The sequence below is a fragment of the Cellulomonas biazotea genome (genome assembly GCF_004306155.1).
Taxonomy (GTDB): Bacteria; Actinomycetota; Actinomycetes; order Actinomycetales; family Cellulomonadaceae; genus Cellulomonas; species Cellulomonas biazotea.
Window position 1 is genome coordinate 1 of record NZ_BIMR01000451.1, and the last position, 2,337, is coordinate 2,337.

3 protein-coding genes are annotated in these 2,337 nt (G+C 77.2%); all 3 read right to left on the bottom strand.

The window, feature by feature from the left end; genetic code table 11:
- On the bottom strand, window positions 1-785 hold a 785-nt coding region (locus CBZ_RS20055; protein WP_218022834.1), incomplete at its 3' end, for a class I SAM-dependent methyltransferase.
- Window positions 786-799: 14 nt separating this feature from the next.
- Window positions 800-1,798: a serine hydrolase domain-containing protein gene (locus CBZ_RS20060; RefSeq protein ID WP_130783190.1), complete on the bottom strand. Its 999-nt coding sequence runs from the start codon at window positions 1,796-1,798 to the stop codon at window positions 800-802.
- A gap of 45 nt (window positions 1,799-1,843) precedes the next feature.
- Entirely contained in the window at window positions 1,844-2,290 is a 447-nt protein-coding gene (locus CBZ_RS20065; protein WP_165446876.1) for a hypothetical protein, read from the bottom strand.
- Window positions 2,291-2,337 lie beyond the last annotated feature (47 nt).

Sequence of the window (2,337 nt, forward strand, 5' to 3'; positions counted from 1 at the left end):
TCGGCGGTCCGGTGCTCCGCCAGGATGTCGCGCAGGCGGGCGACCGCGGCGGTCGCCGCGGCGGGGTCGAGGTCGTCGAGCGCGGCGCGCGTGCTGACGAAGCCGCCCACCCAGCCGAGCGCCTCGTCGACGTCGCGCCCGTAGAAGACCGGCTCGGCGACGTCGGTGCACGTGACCTCGGCGAACCCGGCGGACTCCAGGACCGTCCGCACCGTCGCCGGGTCGGCCAGCGAGAACGGGTCGGACCCGGGGGAGGGGACGTGCTCCCCGATCCCGAGTGCGCCCCGTATCGCGACGTCCCACGCGTTGCGGTCGGCCGACTGCCAGACGAGCATGGCGAGCCGCCCGCCCGGGCGCAGCACCCGTCCGACCGTCGTGAACGCGGCGACGGGGTCGTCGAAGAACATCGTGCCGAACCGGCTGACCACCACGTCGAAGGCCCCCGGCGGGAAGGCGTGCGCCGCCGCGTCGCCGTGCACGAAGTCGACGTTCCGCACGTCCTCCGCGTCCGCCAGCACGCGGGCCCGAGCGATCGCCGGCCCGGACACGTCGATCCCGACCGCCCGTCCCGTTCCTCCGGTGCCTGGTCCTGCCCCGCCCGTTCCCGCGGTGCCCGGTCCCGCGTGACCGGCGTCGGCCTCCCGTGCAGCGCGTCGGGTCGTCCCGCCCGTGCCGCAGCCCACGTCGAGCACGCGCTCGCCGGGACGGACGCCCGCTGCCCGGCGCAGCACCACGTCGAGCCGCTGCAGCTCGGCGTCGTACGAGAGCGGGCCGTCGTCGGCCACGGCGGGCGGGCCGGTCAGCGCAGCGCGGCGGCGACCACGCGCGCCACAGGCCACGCGCCCTCGGACGTGTTGCTCACGACGGTCCACGTCGCGCCGGTCGACGGGGAGTGCGCGCTGCGGAACGACACCCCGGCGTCGGCGCCGACGAGCCCGATCCCGTCGCCGACCGGGTCGAGCCAGAAGCCCAGCCCGTACCGCGCGCCCTCCTCCGGGACGTCGCTGTGCGGGGCGGTCATCGTCGTGACCGTCGCGGCGGGCACGATCCGCCCGGCGAGCAGCGCCGTCCAGAACCGGTGCATGTCCGCCACGGTCGTGTGGGCGCCGCCGTCGCCCGTCGCGAGGACGGGCAGGTGCAGCACGTTGCTCCGGGTGACGCCGTCGACCTCGACGTACCCGACCGCGGCGTCGCCGGGCAGGTCGTCGCCGCGCAGGAAGTCGGTGTCCACCATGCCCGCGGGGCCGAGCACCCGGCGGCGGACCAGGTCGTGGTACGACGTGCCGCTCGCCCGCTCCGCGAGCAGCGCCAGCAGGACGTACCCGCCGTTGCAGTAGGAGAACCGCTCGCCCGCGGGGAACAGGGTGGGGTGGCCGTCGAGGACGGGCACGAACGCCTCGGTCGTCGCGAGCACGTGCACCGGGACGGGCATGAGGTACTCGCCGGGCTCGGCGTCGTCGTCGAGGTAGTCGCCGATGCCCGACCGGTGCGCCAGCAGGTGCTCGACGGTGACGTCGTCGGCGACCAGCGGCAGGTCCGTGCCGAGCAGCGAGCGTGCGGTCGTCGACAGGCTCAGGACGCCCTCGTCGACCAGCGACATGACGGCGAGCGCCGTGAACCCCTTGGACCCGCTCGCGACGCCCAGCCGGGTGTCGGGGGTCATCGGGACGCCGTGCGCCCGGTCGGCCAGCCCGAACGCCCGCACGAGCGTCGGTTCGCCGGGCCGGTCGACGCGCACCACCCCCGAGAAGCCCGTCTCGGTGGCGGTCGTCGTGAGGTCGTCGTCGAGGGTCGCCATGCCTCGGACCCTAGCCCGGGCCGCCGCGGGACGGCCGCGGGGCGGTCAGGCCGACGCCGCCGCGAGACCGTCGGCCAGGTGACGCAGCAGGCGCCGCCCGTTCCGGTCCGGACGCAGGACCCCCGACGACGGCCCGTGCGCGAACCGCCGGACGAGGCGCCGCCCGGCTCCGCGCCGGTAGGTCAGGCGGTGTGCGACGAGGAGGTGGCCGACCCGCGCGACGGCGTCGTCCGGGAGCGGACCCCGCACCAGACCGCGCGCACGCCCGTCGGCGCGGGCGCGTCGCGCGTGCGCGTCCACGAGGTGCTCGAGCAGCGACGCCAGGTTGCGGGGCGTGTCGGGCACCTCGTCGAGGAGCGCGCCGACCCGGGCGCCCGGGGCCGACACCGCGGCGTCGAGCCGCTCGCGGAACGCGGTCAGGCGGTCCGGGGACCAGTCGTCGCGGTGCTCGGGCAGCGGCGGGTCGTCGAGGGTGGGGCGGCTGCCGAACACGGGGTCCTCCTGGCGGGGGGGGGGGGGGGGGGGGGGGGGGGGGGGGG